Below are 18,891 nucleotides of genomic sequence, written 5' to 3'. Positions count from 1 at the left end.
CCCGCTATAAATTAGTGGGGTTTTATTTATGTGGGTAAAAATGAGTAAGTTAGAAAAGGGTGAAATAGCTCTATTTAAATATAATAAATTAAGATTTTCTTTTGCAAATTTAAACGCTGGTGATCAACAAATATTAACTAGTGATCCATGGTCGTTAATTAACTCACATCTCCAACAAAAAATATCAAAAAGCCGTGGTGAAAATAAAGTTTTTCTCGAACGTGCATTATATTTTTCTTCTCTTGCAGAGTCCTTTTACAAAGCAGCTAATAGTGTCTTACTGCCTACAAGAGCCACTCTTTTATACTATGGAATGCTCAACTTAGTTAAATGCTTCCTTTCTTATAACAAAATTGAGCTTGAAACAGTTCATGAGCATCATGGCTTAAACTTACCTCTTGGCACTGAAGGAGTAATTCAGGTAAAACCTAAAACCAATGAAGGCGTGAACATATTTGCTATATTTTCAGAAATACTTGGTAAAAAAATTAATCACCCATTAAACATAAACTTTCGTCAAGCTGTAACAAATATTCCTGAAATTCACAGCCTCTGTCATAGCTTAAACTTAATAAATAAAAGAAAACTTTTACCCATTAATGTAGAGATTCTAACCAATTCAGAACACAATAAATTATTTACTGAAGTGATAATTGATAATGAACAAAAAACAAAAGTGGATATAACTAAGTTTCTCAAGGAGAAACGACTTAATTATTTTAAAGATGGATTCCCTCGTGAAGGAAAAATTGTATATAGATCTAAATACAGAAAATCATATACAAGAGAAAATACAAATACAATCTATCAAAATATCTTAAAAGAGTATTGTCAATTTGACATTACGCCAATCCTAACCAACACAGGCTACCGCTATTATGTTGATTTAAAAGCAGCTGATTTACCTCATCTATCCTACACGTTGTTATCCATGTTTTATCTTGGCACGGTAGCACGTTACAGACCTAGTGAAGCCAATGAACTATTGCAGGGTACGTTAAGACCTGTAGTAAGTGAGTTTGTAAATATTTCACCCAATCAATTCCTTTATCAATTATGTTCTATCTTATTAGAAAAAGAATGCGTAATGCCTTTTTCATCTATTACCCCTATGAGTACTATATAAATCAGGAATAAACACCTCCAAAGAATACTATAGGCATTTCACTTCAGATTCCCTATACTCAACCTAACAACACTCAACAAGAAAACGAGCTTATGAAACTTAAAACACTCATTTTATCGGGTTTAACTTGCCTTTCTCTTAGTGCGTGTACTTCTGCACCTGTTATTCCGCAGCTTACTGCAGGTGTTTTACAAGAAGTGAAAAATATTGAAGTTTACCCAGACACTGTCAATAACAGCGCCAAACTCACAAAATTTATTGATAAATGCGTGATCGAATTTACAGGCACACTGCAAGCAGGTCGTTCTATTGAACAATGGGCATTTAAAGGCAATGCATTAATTTCAGCTGGTTCTGCAACATTTGCACAAGATGGGACTAGCATAGCAACTCACTTTGACTTGCATGATGCAACTGTGCAAAAGAACTTCATCACCTTACGCAACCATTTTCATAAAGATGCGCTTGCACAATGCAACTAAGCTAAAAACAGCTTTGAATGTATCTTGATGTAGCAAGATTGTTGGACTTTCAATATAAATACAGCATCGCTTGATATTTCAAACTAAGATGATAAAAGCAGTGTAGCCATTGCTGCCCTGCTTTAACAACTCTCCAGAGTAACAAGACCCACAATTTTATGTGGGTCTTCTTCTTTAAGTCTGAAACTCTGCCATAGTTTCAAGCACTTTAAAGTCTCAAACACTGTAAATTTCACCTAAAAACACATCATACTTGCGAAAAATAAACACTGCAGATCATCTAGGCTTTATACAATGCAGTACATTCCATTCAAAACCTTTCAACGACCAGTATTCGGCATCCTAAGAGGCACAGCACAATGAAAAAGATCAATATCAGCATTTGTATTGGACTATTGTTCAGTAGTGCTTCGGTGTGGGCACAAAGTAGTGCTGCACAAACTCAAAGTAATAAACCAATTCAGCCTTATGCAGACAATCCAAACCTCTTACATGTTTGGGCATATAAAACTCAGGAAGGTGTGATTCAGGCAGCACAAAAAGTCGGTGAAGTAACCGAAAAAGGTATTGAAAAAATTCGCCCATCGGCACATCAAGCTTTAGACAACGCCAAACAATTGGGCAGTCAGGGTGCGGCTCAAGCCAAACATACTGGGCAGCAACTTGCCAACAATGTAAATACTAAAATTCAGGAAACCAAAGAAGTGATTACAGGACAAAGTGATCATGCCGTGCCTATCTATCAAGCACCATTAAGCGCGCCTTCGCAGAATATCGCCCCTGCAGCCACCATTGCCGCACCTACTCAAGAAGCACAGACTCAGACTCCACCAAGTACAGATACTGAAGAAGAAATTAAAGTGATTAAGCTATAATTTTTTTGATTTATTGGTTTGCTCAAAATTATAAAAACAACTCAGTGCAAATAAAAAAGCCTGCATTTAATCTGCAGGCTTATTCATGTGATAGCGTATCGATTTTTGAATTTGTCGGAATACATAAGCGCCTAATCCCAACAATACCAACAAACCTAAAGCAAAAAATAGATAAGCCTTCGGCTCAGGCGCATCTGCAAACAAAGTCGCAGATAAAATGAAACTGGACAGCAAAACAAGCACAGCAGGCATCAACAACTTGGTCATACATACTACCCTTGGAATGATCAACAAAACCATGTTTTAAGATCATCTTAGCCCAATGGCAAAACAATACAAGTGTCTAAAATTTAAACCTTCTAAATAATGGATCAAACTTTGCAGCTTACTGTTCCAGTTCTAGGGTAAATTTGGCAGTATCTGGCAAATCTTCCACAAAGTCGTTGCCGCCAAACTCATCACTGCTCAGGTTCAAATCTTTATAGCTCAACACAAAATAGTCGCTATATTTTTTCAATATTAATGGGTGCATGCCTGCAGCAAGTGCATCTTGTTCTTTGCATAGTTTCATGACATGACGATCATTCATACTAATTAAATAGCGTTCATCATTCAGATAAATTTGCACCAAACCACTGCCCTTTGCATAAATCGGAATCAGGAATTTATGGTTTAAGGCAATTGCATGTGCGGCATAGCTCTCAATTTTTTGGCTGATGATGTTAAACACCAAACCATGACCAAAATGGTCGAGCAAGACATTACGATTTTCATACGGTAACTGAATTTGTAAGCCAAGTTTGTTTAAATCGTGCTGATCGACCTGTTTATTGCTAAGCAAGGAGCGAATCAGGTTTTGTTTCAACTTGGCATCAAAAAAGTTACTGTCTAGCTGTAAGTTATTGTATTTTAAAATACGACCTAAAGACCAGCGATGGTTCGGCAAGACATTTTCAATCACTTTACGATAGTAAAACTTGCTGTTTTTTTTCACCTTGCGAATTTTTTGGTAAAAGAACGGCGCATCAAAAGGATGGGTTAAAAAGTCATTCAGTAATTCAGAGTTGGCTAAAATCGCAATTGCATCATGCCCTGTAAATGGCAAATGTAAGGTATGTAAATGCGGAATTAAAGGCTGAATTTTTAAATAATGCCCACGATCTTCAGCATAATATTGGTCATAGACCACAATATATTCACGCTGTGCCGATACATCTTGCGCTTGAATGCGCATATTGGCATTTAAGTCTGCATGATAAAACATGTTATAGCGTGGGTCATGAATATCTTCAGGGTCAATTGAATATTGCGGCACCAAAGCCACAATGCGGTTTAAATCCAGCAAATTGGAATATTTAATTGCCGCATAGCCACCCATTGAGCCGCCATAGCCCACGCGAATTTTAAACGGAGCAATCAGGTCTTGAATGGCTGCCAACATGGCACGCATAGAAGCTTCAGGAAACCATGATTTTTCCTTAGGCATGACCCCAATCACATTAAAATGAAACTTTTCCAGTGATTTTTCGGCATTAATAGACGTTCCTTTGGCCCGTGTAATTAAATCGCCAAAAGAAAAAATCAGCTCCTGAGATGAGCCTTTCATGAAAATAGCGCGGATATGTCCGTCTTCAAAAATTATGTGTTTGTCCATTCCCACACCGGCGCCAAGGCGCTGAATTAAACCGTTACTTTAAACTTGAATACCCTGTACGCAAGTCCAAAAGTGAATATGTTATTTTATAGATGCACAGCAGATTAAAAATCGCAAAATATGACACAATCTCTACATCCTGCCGCACAACAAGGTTTTGCTTTAGGGGCAAACCTATATCAACAAGTTCGTCCCAGTTACCCGCAAGAAGTCGATGTTTTCCTGCAAGATCAGCTCCAAGTTCCACTTAATAGCAATATTGTAGACTTGGGTTCTGGCACAGGAAAGTTCCTGCCACATTTGCTCAAACTGACAACTCAGCTTATAGCGGTAGATCCGATTGCCAGCATGTTAGCCGAATTAGAACAACTTTACCCACAAGTTAAGACAATTCAAGCACGAAGTGAGCAATTACCACTGCACGATCAATGTGCAGATTTGGTGAGCTGTGCGCAATCTTTTCATTGGTTTGCCAATCTGCAAAGTTTAAAGGAAATTCACCGAATCTTAAAACCGCAAGGTCATTTGCTGTTAATTTGGAATCAACGTGATATTTCAGTCAATTGGGTCAATGCACTGGCAAAGATGATTTTGCCTTTTGAGGGCGATACACCGCGTTTTCACAATCAGGACTGGCGTCAGGTATTTGCCGATACAGATTTATTCCAACTTACTCACGAGCAGAAATTTCATCACACGCATGTTGGTACAGTTGAACAAGTCGTGTCTAAGCGTTTGCTTTCGACCAGTTTCATTGCTGCAATGCCAACTGAACAGCAACAACAACTCAAAACACAATTTGAACAATTAGTATTAGAATATACGAATAAGCATGTGCAAGATGAAATTGAATTTCCCTATTGCACACATTTGTATGTCTATCAAAAAGTTGAATGAGAGGGAGCAAATAAATGCAAATAACCTTTAAACACGCGATTGCTCCCTTAACAATTTTTTTGGCGTTCTCCCTCAGCGCTTGCGAGCGCAGCAAAGTAGAACATGCAGACAAACTCAGCCCTGAAGATCAAATCATGCAAACTCAGGTCGAGCAAGCCGCGATTCAGCCCTTTGAAATGACTGCGGATGACCCGCATGATATTCAATTGCTGATGGATTATGAACAACGCCATGACCAAATGAGCAATGATTTGGAAGATGAGTTAGAACGCTTGCATGAAAGCCAACAACTCGATGCTGCATTTGCACAAAATCGCCTGCAGGACAACATTCAATCTGCCTTGAGTATGCTCAAAGAACTGGATTTAAAGACACCGCAAGGGCGTTATATTCAAGGCCTAATGAGTCATTATTGGGAACAGCAAGCGCAATATCTAGCAACTCAAAATACAACTTCTGCACCTTATCCTGTCAGTAAAGAACAACGTCAGCAAGGCTTAGCAGACTTGCTACAGGCGCAGCAACAACTAGAACATTGGCGTGGGCAATATCCACAACTTGATGAATAACGTGTTTTACGGACGCTGCTGTAAATACTGATGCACTCCTTCAGCGGCAGCGCGTCCTGTAGCAAAACAGGCTGTCAGCAAATAGCCGCCCGTTGGCGCATCCCAATCCAGCATTTCACCACAGAGAAAAACGTGTGGATTGGAATTTAACTGCAATTGTGCAGATAAAACCTCACGTTTGACTCCGCCCGCACAGCTAATTGCTTCTTCAATAGGACGAAAACCCTTTAAAGGCACCGTTAAATTTTTAATCTGCTGCGCCAATTGCATAGGTTGCTGCCAAAGGGCTTTATCCACCAACTCACGCACGACTGCAGACTTCACGGCATCCAAACCTGCCTTACGCCAAATATTGCTTACAGACTGTTTTTTGGAAGGTTGCAACTTTTGGTAGAGTTGCTCAACGGTTAAATCGGGTAGCAAATCGAGTTGTAACTGCAGCGGTTGTTGAGCGTGCTGCAACTGTCGCAATGCTCGCCCTTGCTTATAAATTAAGCCACTTTCCAAACCATAATGGCTAATCACAATATCGCCCATGCTCGCTTCAGCGCCTTTCACCCATGCTTGCACACGTTTTAAAGGTTGTCCAAAAACTGGCTGCATATAGTTAGACCAGTGACATTCCACCCCTGCATTACTGGCTTGAAAAGGCTGAATTTCATTGGCAGATAACCAACGCTGCCATGCACCATCACTACCTAATTTTGACCACGACACTGCTCCACATGCCATCACAATAGCGGCAAACTGCTGTTGTTCAACTTGCGCTGTACTTAGATTTTGAATACTGAGTTGATTGTTCTTTAAATCACATACCTGATGCCGATAATGAAACTGCACGCCTGCATCAACCAAGCGTTTTAACCATGCGCGTAGCAAAGGTGCGGCTTTCATTTCTTGTGGAAAAATTCGCCCCGATGAACCTACATAAGACTGAATACCTAAACCCTGCATCCAGTTTTGAATCCAAGCCGCATCCCATTGTTGAATCCACGGCGCCAACCATTCCGCCCGATCATAACGCTGAATAAATTGTGCAATCGGTTCGGCATGTGAAATATTCAGCCCCGTTTTACCTGCCATCAAAAACTTACGTGCCGCTGAAGGTTTCTGCTCATAGACATGCACATCATAGGCATACTGACTCAGCACTTCGGCAGCCATTAGCCCTGCTGGCCCTGCTCCTATAATTACAATGCGCTGTTTCATGCCTGTTTACTCAGTTGTTGCACTTGAGTCTGCAGAAACTTTCGCCTCAACTGCAGCAGGTGTTAAAGTCAGCTGCTGTCCTTGCAAAGGCTGAAAATCATCAAAACGGGTTGTATAAGCTACTGGTTTGGTGATCAACAGTTCCTGACAACGCTCGCCACGTGCTAAATATTTGATTTCAAAGTGAGTGCGTGCTGAATCTACTGGAACATCCTGCTGAATAAATGGCAACTTCCACACTTCAATCAGCTGTTGCTGTGCTTCTGCAATATATTCAGGAATATTACTCACCAAAGTAATGCTGCCACCTGCTTTTAAGCGTGACAATAAAAACTCAAAAAACGGCATATTCAACCAACGCTGGGTGGCATTATGCGGTTCTGGATTCGGATATAAAATAAAGAATTGCTCGACTTGAGCAGGAAATAAAGCATGCACAATCCATGGAATCGCATCGGCATGAACAATCTGTAAGTTCTGCTGACCTTCAAGCTGATGCTGTTTTTGCATCGCCAAAAATTTTTCACGGGTGCGCTCAATTGCAATCAACTTGTGCTCAGGATGCTGCCCGCTAAACAATAGGGCGTGTTTACCTTTTCCGGCCCCAATTTCCACACAAACCGATTCATTGGCAATGGCTTGAAAATCACGAGGGGCATGCATACGCTGTGCTTGAAATTGACGAATTGGCATAATCAGATCAAACTTACAAAATTCGGCACAAGTCTATCAAGTCAGGTGCTATTTGCCTAATCCAATCCTGCATTTTTCATTTGGAGTTGATCATGCCACGTACTTTCCCTTGCCCACGTTGTGGCGAAGCTACACAATGGGAAGACAATCCTTTTCGTCCATTTTGTTCTGAGCGTTGCAAGCTCATTGATTTAGGCGCATGGGCAAATGACGAGTATCGTTTACCCACCCAAGATGCTCCGCAAGCAGAAAACTCTGAGGAATAAGCAATAAATTTCCACGCCAAATATTGCCTAAAACTACACATAGTTTCATGGAATTTTTCACATTTTTAGAAAAATTATTCAAAATTTAGTTGTTCTATAATTGCTTTCAGCAGAATTAGCACAGGTTATACTTTGCACTATTCGTGACTCCGTCACTGCACATAACAATAAAGAAAGCAAAAAATAACCTAGGAACATTTCACCATGGAAATCATGTTAAAAGGAATTGTAATGCTGTGTATTTTACTCTCTACCAGCAGTTTAGGCTTTGGACTGTACGCGCATGATTTACTCATGCTGTGCATAGGCATCTTACTGACAATTTTCACAATGCTGTTTGCAATTGAAAGCAAACAAATGCTGAATAATCCCTTTCGCAAATAAAAAAGTCAGCGACTGCTGACTTTTTCTTAAAGCATAAATACACACTGCTTTTAACCTGCTTGCCCCGCCACAAAAGGGTTGTTCTGTTTTTCAAATCCAATGGTACTGATGGGACCATGCCCCGAAATAAACTGAGTGTCATCGGGCAAACTAAAACACTCGCGCTGAATTGAATCTAATAATTGTTGATGATTCCCACGTGGAAAATCGGTGCGTCCAATCGAGCCTTTAAATAGCACATCGCCTGTCCACAAGACGCCATATTTTGCATTATAAAACATCACATGGCCTGGGGTATGCCCTGGTGCATAACGCACTTCAAAGCTTTCTTGACCCAATTGCAGCACTTCACCACCCTCTAACCACTGTGTAACCGTGACTTGTTCAGGGATAGGAAAACCATAACGTGCAGACACTTCTTGCAGTTGATCTAACCAAAAAGCATCTTCTTTCTGTGGACCAATCACAGGAACATTCCAGTAATGTTGCAACGCACCAACAGCCCCCGCATGGTCTAAATGTCCATGAGTGAGCCACAAAGCTTTCACCGTTAAACCCAACGCTTCAACTTCGGCTTTCAGCTTTTCAGGCTCACCGCCTGCATCAATCAAAATTGCTTCTTTGCTTTCTGCATCCCACACAATCGAGCAGTTTTGCTGAAAAGCGGTGACGGGAACAATTTTGACTTGCAACATGGTGGCGAACCTCAAAAATTAATGGCTTAGGTTAAGCTTTACAGCATCAAGATTAGCTTGAAGTAAATGTTTGAGCAAATCCAAATGATCGGCACGGGTATTCAGTGCAGGAATATAGGCATATTCTTTGCCACCTGCTTGTAAAAACAATTCTGCGTTTTGAATTGCCAATTCTTCTAGCGTTTCCAAACAATCTGCAGAAAAAGCAGGACTCATAATTTGCACCGACTTCACGCCCTGCTGTCCCCATTCTTCAAGTAAGACATCGGTATAGGGTTTGACCCATTCTTGTTTGCCAAAACGTGACTGGAAGCTAATTGCCCACTGATCATCATTTAAATTTAAAGCATCGGCAAGCAATTTGGCCGTGATCCGACAACGCTCTGCATACGGATCACCCTTATCGGCATACGGCTGTGGAATGCCATGAAACGACATCAATAATTTTTCTGCCACACCATGCTCGGCTTGAAATTCACGCACACTTTGCGCCAACGCCTGAATGTATAAAGGATGCTGATAATAATCACGAATGATGGATAAGCCCGGCAAATTACGCTGCTGTGGCACCCATTTGGCAACGGCATCATATAAAGGTGCAGTCGAAGTTGCCGAATATTGTGGAAATAAAGGGAACAAAATCACGTGATCTTGAGGATTTTGACTCAAAGCTGCCAAAGCCTGTTGAATACCCGGATTGCCATAGGTCATTACCGGTAGAATATTCAATTCAAACTCAGGATATAGCGGCAATAACTGCTGTTTTAAAGCATCAACCTGTTGCAACAAAATTTCCCGCATCGGTGAATCTTGCTGCCAGACCATGGCATAAGCATGTGCAACACGCTTAGGACGAAATGGCAAAATGAATAAGTTCAAAATGATTTGCCAAATCGGTTTTGGAATTTCAATCACGCGCTGATCAGACAAAAACTGCTTTAAAAAACGGCGAACCGCTGCTGCAGTCGGTTCATCAGGCGTACCTAAATTGGCTAAAAGAACGGTTACTTTGGGTTTTGCTGTAGACAACATCCAGCCCTCGTGTCTGATGATTGAGCCCGACTACTTTAACAGTTTTTTCACTCTGTATTGAGAGATTAATACGGTGTTTTAAATGAATAAACCCGATCGGTATCTAGCAAATTGCTCTCTAAAAGTTTTTGCGCTTTTGCCGTGGTTTGCCACAACATCCGCTGACGATCATCACGCCCCGCCTGCACAATCCAGTCATTTTGACGCATTTGCATTTTAATCTGATGCAAGGCCCGAATATTGATTTGGGCACGTGCAACTGCATGCGCACGTGGCATGATCCGACGTGCATCCTCCAAACCAGTTTCATTCAAATATTCATTCATGCGTTTCGAAAAATATTCTTCAGGGGTTGGATGAATAAAAGTATTGCCTAAAATTGCCAACAACTGCGCCCAACTTAAACTTCGCTCAACTTTCAGCTCTCTAAAGTTACCATCCTGATAGGCATGCATGCGATATTCAAAACGATATGATTCATTCATCGACACTTTAGATACGCTTAGAAACGGGTCTGCTTCGCGCTGTCCCACATCGGTTTCCAGCTGACGTAACTTACTTTTTAAACGTTCAATTTCATCATGCAAAGCTTGTGTATTTTGCGGGCGCACCCAACCAGAAGTCGGATAACGCTCTAGCATTTGCGACATATTAAAGCGGACAGCAAGCTCTAAATCACGCAGAGTGCGGTAGCTAAACACCTGATCGACTTCTTGTTGTAATAATTTACGGAACTCTTTGAATTTTTCACGCAATTCAGGTTTTTCATCATGTAAAGATGAATCACGTGAATCTGGGTCTTCGTGCATAAATACAATGATCGGCTTTTGCTTGGTGACTGCATAAATATACTCTAAATGCATATACCCCACGCCCGACACCGATTGCTCACCGTACTGGCTGCCCAATAGAATCACCACATAATCACAATCATCAATTTGACGGCGTGCAAATGCAGTGCTGAGTGGGGTACGTTGTTCTAAACCCCACGAAAAAAAACCCATTCCCACCAATGTTTGTGCCAAGATCACTCGTTCTGGCTGCATATCTGCCCCAGACGTCGAGATAAAGACCTGATAGCGCTTATCGAGCATTGGTTTCCCCTCTCCTATTGCCATTACAAGTCGGTCACCGTCTACTTGTAATGCCTTTCCCCAATCATAAAAAAATTATCTTAAAGTCAGTCCACAGTACTCACATTTGCGATACTCCAAGAAATATTGCCTGGAATAAGATGCTGCAACACGGGCTTTAATTGTTCTGCATTGTTCCCGCTGACATAACACGCAATTTGTAAAGTATCTGCCAAACTTTGTTCAAATAATAACTCATTTTTAATTAAAATGCGGGAAGTTTGACGCGCAACGGCAATTCCTGAGTCAATTAATGTCAGTTTCTGACCAAAAATGGACTCAATCGCAGGTTTTAGGAAAGGATAATGGGTACAACCGAGCACCAAATAGTCCGCGCCCTGATCGACCACAGGTTGCAAACTCTGCTGTAAGGAACTTAAACATGCCTCACTCATTTGCGCCCCTTGCTCAACAAAAGGCACTAAATCTAGATTGGTGACATTCAAGACTTGCACTTGAGCAGGAATCGCAAAACGCTGCATCACATCTTTAATAAGTTGTCCGCGAAAAGTCGCAGGCGTCGCAAGTACAGCCACAGTTTTGCTTTGGCTATTTAATACGGCAGGCTTTAAAGCAGGCACTAAACCAATAATGGGAAAATCTTCGCCGTAATGATCGCGCAGATAATCTAGACTAAAAGCAGAAGCAGTATTACACGCCACGACCGCAACTTTACAACCTTGTCGATATAACCATTCGATTGCAGCTGCAGTGAGTTCTCGAATATTTTGATCATCACGTGGGCCATACGGCACATGTGCAGTATCGGCATAATAAAGGATGCGCTCATTGGGCAAATATTCTGCAATTTCAATGGCAACTGACAAGCCTCCTATGCCCGAATCAAAAATACCAATTGGCGCACTGGCTTGTGCTTTTGGCATGGCTTGATTTAAGGGAGAAACAGGATGAATGGCTGTCATAGCAAGAGATTCAGCAATACAAAATGGGATGAATAAAGCTTAAACCTCAGCTGCTTAAATGCAAGTGCAAATCACCACTTTTCAACGATAAAATCGTTTCGCCCTGCGCATTTTCACTCAGCTCGCCCAATTCCACCAAATGTAAAAAAGCCGCACGCTGAATCAGGGCATTAATACCAAAACGCACATGCACATAAGGACGCAGCTCACCTGCATATTCACGCATAAAAATAGGATGCTCGGCATCAACAATCACAATATCCTGATGTGTAGTGATAAGTTGAATATAATTTTGCTGTCCGATTTCGACCACATCAACCTGATTGATGAACAAAGGCTCATCTTCTACCTGGATTTCAATTTGTTCCACTGGGGTTTTTAAATAAAACTTGCCCTGCTCTTTCCATAACACACTAGAAAACAGATCAACCAATGCCTGACGTTTGATCAATTGACCTTCGTGCCACCATTCTCCATTGGCTTTGACCAGCAAATCCATTGCTCCACAATGCTTTGGATGCCATTGCTCCAAAGGAGGGATTGATCTTTTGTGACCTGACTGTCCAGTTTTTATATATTGTGCAATGTGCATTAAATTTTTATTATCAGCCGTAGCTACATTTTCTGTCGGTTTGATTGAATTATCGTCATGCTTCATGCTGCAGTACCTTACTGACGGAAAAATAATACGATTCAGCCAATTGGCTAAGACTCGGTTTAAAACTATACTAGCTCACAATACTTACCCATACTGTAAAAGACACGATTAAATTTGTGTCTGGCAACTAAAAATACTCATGGCAGCACCGTTGCTTGATGCGGTTGCCACCTTCAATTATATGAGGAGTCCTACATGGAACACATCGAACGTGAATCGATGGAGTTTGACGTAGTCATCGTAGGCGCAGGCCCTGCGGGTCTTTCTGCTGCGATCAAAATTCGTCAACTTGCAATTGAAAACAATTTAAATGATCTGTCCGTTTGTGTGGTCGAAAAAGGCTCTGAAGTTGGTGCGCATATCCTTTCGGGTGCAATTCTTGAGCCTCGCGCCATCAACGAGTTATTTCCTAACTGGAAAGAAGAAGGTGCGCCTTTAAATGTGCCTGTGACTGAAGATAAAACTTTCTTCTTGATGTCACCTGAAAAAGCTCAGCAAGCACCGCATTGGATGGTGCCTAAAACCATGCATAACGATGGTAACTACGTGATCTCGTTAGGCAACGTGGTGCGTTGGTTAGGTCAAAAAGCCGAAGAATTAGAAGTTTCTATTTTCCCTGGCTTTGCGGCATCTGAAATTCTTTACCATGCCGATGGTACGGTTAAAGGCATCCAAACTGGTGACATGGGCATTGGTAAAGATGGCGAGCCAACGCATAACTTCACACCGGGTTATGAACTACATGCCAAATACACCATTTTCGCAGAAGGCTGTCGTGGTCATTTAGGTAAGCGTTTAATCCAGCAATTCAATTTGGATAAAGATGCCGATCCGCAACACTACGGGATTGGTATTAAAGAACTTTGGGAAATTGACCCTGCAAAACACAAACCAGGTTTAGTCATGCACGGTGCAGGCTGGCCATTAAGTGAAACAGGTTCTTCAGGCGGTTGGTGGTTATACCACGCAGAAAACAACCAAGTGACTTTGGGTATGATTGTGGACTTGTCGTATACCAACCCACACATGTATCCATTTATGGAAATGCAGCGCTGGAAAACTCACCCTCTAATTAAACAGTATCTAGAAGGCGGCAAGCGTATTTCTTATGGTGCACGTGCTGTGACCAAAGGTGGCTTTAACTCATTGCCAAAATTCACCTTCCCAGGTGGTTCTTTAATTGGTGATGATGCAGGCTTCTTAAACTTTGCCAAAATCAAAGGCTCTCATACCGCCATGAAGTCTGGCATGCTTTGCGGTGAAGCAGTATTTGAAGCGATTGCTGCAGGTGTCGCAAAAGGCGGTGACTTGGCGATTGCTCGCGTAACTGAAGGCGAAGATTTCTTTGTGAAAGAGCTAACGGCTTACACTGAAAAATTCAACAACAGCTGGCTGAAAGAAGAACTTTATAGCGCACGTAACTTTGGCCCTGCAATGCATAAGTTTGGTCAATGGATGGGTGGTGCGTTTAACTTTATCGACCAGAACGTGTTTAAAGTACCATTTACTTTGCATGATTTAGTGCCTGATTTCAGCGCACTCAAAACTGTAGATGCAACCAGCTTTAAACCGAACTATCCAAAACCAGATGGCAAGCTGACTTTTGACCGTTTATCTTCAGTGTTTGTATCGAATACCGTACATGAAGAAAATCAGCCAGCACACTTAAAGTTGACAGATACCTCTATTCCAGTGAACGTAAACTTACCTAAATGGGATGAGCCTGCACAGCGCTACTGCCCTGCGGGTGTTTATGAAATCATGGAAAATGATGATGGTTCAAAACGCTTCCAGATTAACGCAGCCAACTGTGTTCACTGTAAGACTTGTGACATTAAAGACCCATCACAGAACATCACTTGGGTAACACCTGAAGGTGGCGGTGGTCCGAATTACCCGAATATGTAATTGCGAATCGCAATTGAGAAACCCAAAAGCAGTGCCTCGGCACTGCTTTTTTATACACAGTTTACAAAATTACCAAGGTCTCATAATCCCTTACATTTTTCAGGTATTTCTCTATTCAAAAGCAGGCGATTGAATAACTTTCCTTGTTATGCTGTTTTTGCTTATTTTTTATCTTTTCTATTTTTAGTTTTTTATTTCGTTTTTTTCAGACTTGAACAACCGAAAATGTTGTTTTGTCAGCTTTTATACAATGCTATTCGGCATTTTATGCAGCACTTAGCACGGTAGCAAAATGTTGTAGATGCTGACTAAAACTGACTTGAGTGGAGTATAAAGCAGTACTTTGAGTTTTATCTTGCTCAAGCATTTGGTTGTTCTTCTTATTTTCATTAGAAGAGGAATTCCAACATGCTTAATTTAACAGACACCCTCAACCAACTTAAAAATGTGCAGGCACAACCTGCAGTCAGCTTATTTCTACCCACACATCGTACCTTTCCAGACAATCAGCAAGATGTGATTGCTCTTAAAAACCAACTTAAACAACTCGAAGAACGCCTGTTGGCAGACTATGACAAACGTCTGGTGGCACAAATTTTAGAACAGATTCATCATCAAACCAAAGATTTGAATCCCAACTACCATTTAGACAGTCTGGCTATTTTTGCCACAGCCGACAGTGCACAAGTACTGCGTCTGCCATTCCCTACCCAAGAACGTATTGTGATTGATCAACAATTTTCAGTGCGTGATTTTATTCGTGAGCTATCTTATGCAGTGCAATACTATGTGGTAGTGATCAGTCGTGAAGTTGGACGTCTGATTAAGGCCTCCAATGATCGTGTAATCCATGAGTTTTCTGTAGATGACAGCGACTTGAATGAACGACTGCCACATGGTGCATTTCCTGTTCAAAATGATAACTTATATAGCACCAGCGGTGCAGAACGTGCCACAGCCGCCAATGAAGACCGTTTACTCAAAGAGTTTTTAAACCGTGTCGATAAAAATGTGCAAACTGTACGTGCCAGTGAGCCATTGGGCTTGGTCATTGTGGGTGATCGACGCAATATCAGTTTTTATGAATCTATTTGCGACCAACCCAATGCCATTATTTTCAGTGTAGATAACGTCACTCAGCTAGAACAAGGCAGCGCACAACACATTATTGACAGTATTCAGACCGAGCTAAAAAGCCATCAACAACAATTGCATCAGCAACATGCGCAGCAACTGGATGAACTCTATGCCAGTGACCGTGTTGTGACCGATCTGCAGCAAATTTATCAGGCAGTGTTGCAAAATAATGTCGATACTTTATATGTTCAACAAGGCTACATGCAGACAGGTTGGGTCGATACCGACCAGCAACGAATTTATCTAGATCAAGCGCACGCACCTGACAGCGCACAAGCCACAGACGATGTGATCAACCATATTATTGATGCAGCACAGCAACACGCTGCCAATATCGTATTTATTCCTGCCGATTATTTACAGTCCAAAGCACCACTGACTTTAATGAGTCGCTATGCGGTCTAAAACTCAGTCCATTTGACTGTGATCTAAAAAACAGCCATGCAGATTTATCTACATGGCTGTTTCAATCAAGATTCAAACTTCTCATTCATACGCAAATCTACGCTTTTTCATGACTTTCTCATGAATAAAACGATCAATTAGAATCGAGTCGTTACCGCCAACTGTACCCGATGACTGTCGCTATGTGATCGCCCGCTATATTCATAATTCAAATTGAGAAAACTATGTTGTCCAAAGTGAAGTTGTGAACCTAAGGCAGCATGATATTGACCTTGATCGGCATGCCATGCATCAAACTTCAGTTTCTCCGCTGTGCCTACATAATGGGTATCTAAATATGCTTTTTCCTGAATCGGTTGGCTGTAATACAAGCTGCCTTGCAATTGCCATGCTGGATTCAACTGGTAATTGGCTTGCAAACCTGCACCAAAATTCCAGCGCTGCATCACCAAATCATCTAAGCTGTTGACACCATCCTGCTGAGTTTGTTTGGCATGAACATAATGTTGGAACGAAGCGTCTAAATACGGTTGAATCTGCATTTTTTGACTGAGTGGATAGCTATAATCTAGACGCAAACCTGCGGCATACATTTGTCCATCAAACTGTATTTTTTGTGCTTGAGCATGACCACGCTGCGCGTCAACATCCACCTGCATGCCTTTTAACCATGCCGCGACACTTAAATCACGATTAAGCTGCTGTGCTGTCCCCATAGTTAGTGCATAGGCTTTGCTCTGACTGCTATTTTTTGAGCCTGTTTGTACGGCATCATCTAAGTTCAGTTGACTGAAATCGGCCTGCGCTGCCAAGGTCATCCCTGCCAGTTTTGTTGCCACACCAACACCTTGATGATGACTACGGCGCTCACTATTTAAGCCGACATAATCCATATCATAACTTTGGTAATCACCCGAAAACCAAAGCTGTTTGGGTTGTGCGGTTGCCAAACGCTGTGCAAACTGACGTTCTTGCTTGCTGCTTTCTTCTGCGACATTTAAAACGGTATTGGCATAAAAACTTGGATCAAGTTGATGAAACAGTTGATTCAATGCCTGCGTAGAAACTGTACTTTCAGCAGCATTGCTATAACGTATAGTTTGAGCAAAATTGTTAAATAAGCGATTGGCAAAAACTTTTTCAGCATCTTCCAGCGTTTCTAACTGTTGTTTCTGATCAAGACTTGCTAAAACTACATCTAAATTACGGGCAACCTGAGTACGTCCTTCAAGTTCAGCAGCAAGAGCCGCCACCGTTTCAGTCGATTTACGCTTTGCCGTAATCACCACATCGGTATTGATTGTATCTGCCGCACGTACAGGCTCGCCCGTTGCATTCAGTTCAGGACGATAACTAACTTGTGTCAACTCAAATAATGGATTGCTTGAGCGATAAGCATCGAACTCACGCTGTACGCCTTGTTGCGCACGTAATACGGTAGTTTGTGAACCTTGTGCAGTAATAAGTGGCTGATCAAGTGGCACTTCATCAAACAGGTTCAAAGTCCCTGCCAAATTGGCGGTTCCCGTTACCGTCAGCAAATTGCCAAAACATGCTTTAAAACCCGCATGTTGCTGCTGATCTGCAGCAATCTGCATCGAATAGTTGCCTGTGATGGTTAAATTGCCTTCCTTTCAAGAAATGCACTGCCTGTTTCGACTTCTAAAGTGTTTTGTGAGGGTTCAAGTTCTTGAATCGTACTACCCATCTCAACTTCAGATGTATCTTGTGGTACTTCAATATCTTGAATTGCACTATCGACCAAAACGGTGTCGGTTAAAGCAGGCTCTACTGCAGGTGGAGCTACCACATCGACAGGTTGCTCTGCTTCTGACGGAGGTGATTCAAGTGTAGGTATCGTATCAGGCTGATTGACATCATTATTTTCTAAAACGGTAGCATCATCGCTAGGTACAGCATCATTGCTGTCTAAAAGTGAATCTTCAGTTGGTGATGTATTGCCATGATCTGTACTGCCACCACTCAAACCACCACCATTGGATGATACATCGCCATGATCTAGCTCTAAATTCACAGGAGGTTGATCGGTAATGGGTGCAGATGGTGCGACAGGTTGCTCTACTCCGCTGCCAATGCCTTCATTTGTAGTCGGTTGATCTTCTTGGCTGACATTTTCTGCCCCCAACACATCAGTGACTTGAACCGTGCTTGACTGAGAGCCTGAACCCGATGAACAGCCTGAGATACTCATGGTCAATAAACACGCCACACTCAGTGGCTTTAAAGAAAAGTTTTGCTTTTTATCTAAAATCATACCGTACTCAATCAAAATGATGATAACGCAAGATTTATTGATGATTGATCACGTAAAAAATTAAGCAGATTTTGCTCAGTCTAAATGGCATATTTTTTTAAGATAAAGACAATCAGTTAAGCCCCCCAAAATTATTTTTCTTAACTTGACTACTTTAATGCGACAGCTTAATCAGCTTTTTCAGCCTTATAAAACATAAACACTGCCATATAACATTCAAACCAAGCAAAACCCCAAATCTGCTTAATTTTATCCCCGAATGTTCTGCAATCGAACTCAATAAACTGATCGCATTATAGGCTAATTTTTCCATATATTAAAAAATATTTAAAATAATTTTGTTAAAAATCAATAACTAAACAATAGACTAAACTCACACTCTAAAAATTATTTCTTATACAACACACAGAGCTTTGTTAGATTTTGCACAAGCACACAACTTGCCCTATCAATGCAGAAAAGTTGAAAAGTTCCTTAAAAAATGTGTAGCAGATAACGCAACTCGTGGATCGTTTCGCCATTTTTTAACTCAAACTGTGAAGCAGGTTGGATTGATGCAAAATTGATGAA

Annotated in this window: 20 protein-coding genes; 9 read left to right on the top strand and 11 right to left on the bottom strand. The window is 41.4% G+C overall.

Annotated features, from left to right (window positions below):
* Positions 1–40: 40 nt before the first annotated feature.
* From FTU92_RS08815 to FTU92_RS08805, 3 genes are all read left to right on the top strand, one after another.
* Positions 41–1,126 (top strand): YaaC family protein, encoded by a 1,086-nt coding sequence (locus FTU92_RS08815; protein ID WP_179997395.1) that lies wholly within the window; start codon positions 41–43, stop codon positions 1,124–1,126.
* Positions 1,127–1,218: 92 nt separating this feature from the next.
* Positions 1,219–1,608 (top strand): hypothetical protein, encoded by a 390-nt coding sequence (locus FTU92_RS08810; RefSeq protein ID WP_004976007.1) that lies wholly within the window; start codon positions 1,219–1,221, stop codon positions 1,606–1,608.
* Between the two features lie 359 nt (positions 1,609–1,967).
* Positions 1,968–2,483 (top strand): hypothetical protein, encoded by a 516-nt coding sequence (locus FTU92_RS08805; protein WP_154321091.1) that lies wholly within the window; start codon positions 1,968–1,970, stop codon positions 2,481–2,483.
* Between the two features lie 66 nt (positions 2,484–2,549).
* Here FTU92_RS08805 and FTU92_RS08800 read toward each other — a convergent pair whose 3' ends face one another.
* Together FTU92_RS08800 and FTU92_RS08795 are read right to left on the bottom strand one after the other, a co-directional pair.
* Positions 2,550–2,750, bottom strand: a complete 201-nt coding sequence (locus tag FTU92_RS08800; RefSeq protein ID WP_131261079.1) for a hypothetical protein — start codon at positions 2,748–2,750, stop codon at positions 2,550–2,552.
* A 118-nt stretch (positions 2,751–2,868) separates the two neighbouring features.
* Positions 2,869–4,137, bottom strand: a complete 1,269-nt coding sequence (locus FTU92_RS08795; protein ID WP_131261080.1) for a hypothetical protein — start codon at positions 4,135–4,137, stop codon at positions 2,869–2,871.
* A gap of 120 nt (positions 4,138–4,257) precedes the next feature.
* Here FTU92_RS08795 and FTU92_RS08790 point away from each other — a divergent pair, with 120 nt between their 5' ends.
* A complete protein-coding gene (locus FTU92_RS08790) occupies positions 4,258–5,034 on the top strand; it encodes a class I SAM-dependent methyltransferase (protein ID WP_167845740.1) in 777 nt (258 codons plus the stop codon).
* Positions 5,035–5,048: 14 nt separating this feature from the next.
* Positions 5,049–5,603, top strand: coding sequence for a hypothetical protein (locus FTU92_RS08785; protein WP_096901318.1), 555 nt, complete (start codon positions 5,049–5,051; stop codon positions 5,601–5,603).
* Positions 5,604–5,609: 6 nt separating this feature from the next.
* Here the strand turns inward: FTU92_RS08785 and FTU92_RS08780 are convergent, their stop codons facing one another.
* The gene (locus FTU92_RS08780) at positions 5,610–6,812 is read right to left on the bottom strand and encodes a TIGR03862 family flavoprotein (protein ID WP_180096103.1); all 1,203 of its coding nucleotides are present in this window, start codon (positions 6,810–6,812) and stop codon (positions 5,610–5,612) included.
* A 6-nt stretch (positions 6,813–6,818) separates the two neighbouring features.
* A complete protein-coding gene (locus tag FTU92_RS08775; protein WP_225543524.1) occupies positions 6,819–7,511 on the bottom strand; it encodes a tRNA (guanine-N(7)-)-methyltransferase in 693 nt (230 codons plus the stop codon).
* 86 nt (positions 7,512–7,597) lie between these two features.
* Here FTU92_RS08775 and FTU92_RS08770 point away from each other — a divergent pair, with 86 nt between their 5' ends.
* Together FTU92_RS08770 and FTU92_RS08765 are read left to right on the top strand one after the other, a co-directional pair.
* Positions 7,598–7,771, top strand: coding sequence for a DNA gyrase inhibitor YacG (locus FTU92_RS08770; protein ID WP_154321096.1), 174 nt, complete (start codon positions 7,598–7,600; stop codon positions 7,769–7,771).
* A 204-nt stretch (positions 7,772–7,975) separates the two neighbouring features.
* Positions 7,976–8,155, top strand: a complete 180-nt coding sequence (locus FTU92_RS08765) for a hypothetical protein (RefSeq protein ID WP_004975984.1) — start codon at positions 7,976–7,978, stop codon at positions 8,153–8,155.
* A gap of 50 nt (positions 8,156–8,205) precedes the next feature.
* Here FTU92_RS08765 and FTU92_RS08760 read toward each other — a convergent pair whose 3' ends face one another.
* The 5 genes from FTU92_RS08760 to FTU92_RS08740 all read right to left on the bottom strand — a co-directional run bounded on the left by FTU92_RS08760 (position 8,206) and on the right by FTU92_RS08740 (position 12,596).
* On the bottom strand, positions 8,206–8,850 hold the full coding sequence (locus tag FTU92_RS08760) for an MBL fold metallo-hydrolase (protein WP_131261085.1): 645 nt from the start codon (positions 8,848–8,850) through the stop codon (positions 8,206–8,208).
* Positions 8,851–8,868: 18 nt separating this feature from the next.
* The gene (gene hemH / locus FTU92_RS08755; protein ID WP_104852985.1) at positions 8,869–9,882 is read right to left on the bottom strand and encodes a ferrochelatase; all 1,014 of its coding nucleotides are present in this window, start codon (positions 9,880–9,882) and stop codon (positions 8,869–8,871) included.
* Positions 9,883–9,947: 65 nt separating this feature from the next.
* Complete coding sequence (locus FTU92_RS08750) at positions 9,948–10,976, bottom strand: DUF4062 domain-containing protein (protein ID WP_096901324.1); 1,029 nt, start codon at positions 10,974–10,976, stop codon at positions 9,948–9,950.
* Positions 10,977–11,062: 86 nt separating this feature from the next.
* A complete protein-coding gene (gene murI, locus FTU92_RS08745; protein ID WP_004975969.1) occupies positions 11,063–11,938 on the bottom strand; it encodes a glutamate racemase in 876 nt (291 codons plus the stop codon).
* 46 nt (positions 11,939–11,984) lie between these two features.
* Entirely contained in the window at positions 11,985–12,596 is a 612-nt protein-coding gene (locus tag FTU92_RS08740; protein WP_004975967.1) for a DUF1285 domain-containing protein, read from the bottom strand.
* Between the two features lie 195 nt (positions 12,597–12,791).
* On the opposite strand from FTU92_RS08740, the gene FTU92_RS08735 reads away from it, so the two are divergent.
* Both FTU92_RS08735 and FTU92_RS08730 read left to right on the top strand, forming a co-directional pair.
* Entirely contained in the window at positions 12,792–14,504 is a 1,713-nt protein-coding gene (locus FTU92_RS08735) for an electron transfer flavoprotein-ubiquinone oxidoreductase (protein ID WP_004975965.1), read from the top strand.
* A 408-nt stretch (positions 14,505–14,912) separates the two neighbouring features.
* Complete coding sequence (locus FTU92_RS08730) at positions 14,913–16,046, top strand: hypothetical protein (RefSeq protein WP_104852982.1); 1,134 nt, start codon at positions 14,913–14,915, stop codon at positions 16,044–16,046.
* 137 nt (positions 16,047–16,183) lie between these two features.
* Here FTU92_RS08730 and FTU92_RS08725 read toward each other — a convergent pair whose 3' ends face one another.
* Both FTU92_RS08725 and FTU92_RS08720 read right to left on the bottom strand, forming a co-directional pair.
* A complete protein-coding gene (locus tag FTU92_RS08725) occupies positions 16,184–17,644 on the bottom strand; it encodes an autotransporter outer membrane beta-barrel domain-containing protein (RefSeq protein ID WP_180096101.1) in 1,461 nt (486 codons plus the stop codon).
* Positions 17,645–17,664: 20 nt separating this feature from the next.
* Positions 17,665–18,321 carry a hypothetical protein gene (locus tag FTU92_RS08720; RefSeq protein WP_131261088.1) on the bottom strand — a complete coding sequence of 219 codons (657 nt, stop codon included), beginning with the start codon at positions 18,319–18,321 and terminating at the stop codon, positions 17,665–17,667.
* Positions 18,322–18,891 lie beyond the last annotated feature (570 nt).

This window comes from Acinetobacter sp. YH12205 (assembly GCF_013418125.1).
GTDB classification, from domain to species: domain Bacteria; phylum Pseudomonadota; class Gammaproteobacteria; order Pseudomonadales; family Moraxellaceae; genus Acinetobacter; species Acinetobacter towneri.
The sequence above is the reverse complement of the archived record's forward strand: the minus strand, read 5'-3'. Positions and strand labels throughout refer to the sequence as shown.

Coding starts and splice junctions, on each gene's coding strand:
- FTU92_RS08815 (WP_179997395.1), top strand. CDS start 41: ATGAGTAAGTTAGAAAAGGGTGAAATAGCTCTATTTAAATATAATAAA.
- FTU92_RS08810 (WP_004976007.1), top strand. CDS start 1,219: ATGAAACTTAAAACACTCATTTTATCGGGTTTAACTTGCCTTTCTCTT.
- FTU92_RS08805 (WP_154321091.1), top strand. CDS start 1,968: ATGAAAAAGATCAATATCAGCATTTGTATTGGACTATTGTTCAGTAGT.
- FTU92_RS08800 (WP_131261079.1), bottom strand. CDS start 2,750: ATGACCAAGTTGTTGATGCCTGCTGTGCTTGTTTTGCTGTCCAGTTTC.
- FTU92_RS08795 (WP_131261080.1), bottom strand. CDS start 4,137: ATGGACAAACACATAATTTTTGAAGACGGACATATCCGCGCTATTTTC.
- FTU92_RS08790 (WP_167845740.1), top strand. CDS start 4,258: ATGACACAATCTCTACATCCTGCCGCACAACAAGGTTTTGCTTTAGGG.
- FTU92_RS08785 (WP_096901318.1), top strand. CDS start 5,049: ATGCAAATAACCTTTAAACACGCGATTGCTCCCTTAACAATTTTTTTG.
- FTU92_RS08780 (WP_180096103.1), bottom strand. CDS start 6,812: ATGAAACAGCGCATTGTAATTATAGGAGCAGGGCCAGCAGGGCTAATG.
- FTU92_RS08770 (WP_154321096.1), top strand. CDS start 7,598: ATGCCACGTACTTTCCCTTGCCCACGTTGTGGCGAAGCTACACAATGG.
- FTU92_RS08765 (WP_004975984.1), top strand. CDS start 7,976: ATGGAAATCATGTTAAAAGGAATTGTAATGCTGTGTATTTTACTCTCT.
- FTU92_RS08760 (WP_131261085.1), bottom strand. CDS start 8,850: ATGTTGCAAGTCAAAATTGTTCCCGTCACCGCTTTTCAGCAAAACTGC.
- hemH (WP_104852985.1), bottom strand. CDS start 9,882: ATGTTGTCTACAGCAAAACCCAAAGTAACCGTTCTTTTAGCCAATTTA.
- FTU92_RS08750 (WP_096901324.1), bottom strand. CDS start 10,976: ATGCTCGATAAGCGCTATCAGGTCTTTATCTCGACGTCTGGGGCAGAT.
- murI (WP_004975969.1), bottom strand. CDS start 11,938: ATGACAGCCATTCATCCTGTTTCTCCCTTAAATCAAGCCATGCCAAAA.
- FTU92_RS08740 (WP_004975967.1), bottom strand. CDS start 12,596: ATGAAGCATGACGATAATTCAATCAAACCGACAGAAAATGTAGCTACG.
- FTU92_RS08735 (WP_004975965.1), top strand. CDS start 12,792: ATGGAACACATCGAACGTGAATCGATGGAGTTTGACGTAGTCATCGTA.
- FTU92_RS08730 (WP_104852982.1), top strand. CDS start 14,913: ATGCTTAATTTAACAGACACCCTCAACCAACTTAAAAATGTGCAGGCA.
- FTU92_RS08725 (WP_180096101.1), bottom strand. CDS start 17,644: ATGCAGATTGCTGCAGATCAGCAGCAACATGCGGGTTTTAAAGCATGT.
- FTU92_RS08720 (WP_131261088.1), bottom strand. CDS start 18,321: ATGATTTTAGATAAAAAGCAAAACTTTTCTTTAAAGCCACTGAGTGTG.